The sequence below is a fragment of the Lysinibacillus sp. GbtcB16 genome (assembly GCF_019091145.1).
Taxonomy (GTDB): Bacteria; Bacillota; Bacilli; order Bacillales_A; family Planococcaceae; genus Lysinibacillus; species Lysinibacillus fusiformis.
In genome coordinates, this window is sequence record NZ_JAGXJV010000951.1 from 1 (window position 1) to 231 (window position 231).

The window sequence follows — 231 nt, forward strand, 5'->3', positions numbered from 1 at the left end:
GACCGCCTCCAGGTCCGTCTCGACCGTCATGCTGACTCGGACCCGGTCGCCGAGCAGCTGAAGAAGATCCGCATCCCGCTTCACCAGCGGGCTGCGGGTTTGCAGGAACAGGAAGTCCGGCGGTTCCGCGGTCATCGCTTCGAGGAGCGAGCGGGTGAGCCGCTCCTTGTATTCGACGGGCTGGTACGGGTCCGTCGCCGAGGACATGAAGATCGTGACTGGCCCCTTACG

At 65.4% G+C, this 231-nt stretch carries 1 pseudogene; it reads right to left on the bottom strand.

Annotated elements, in window-relative coordinates:
- Positions 1-231 (bottom strand): annotated as a pseudogene (locus tag KVT27_RS26420) (radical SAM protein); the annotation flags it as partial.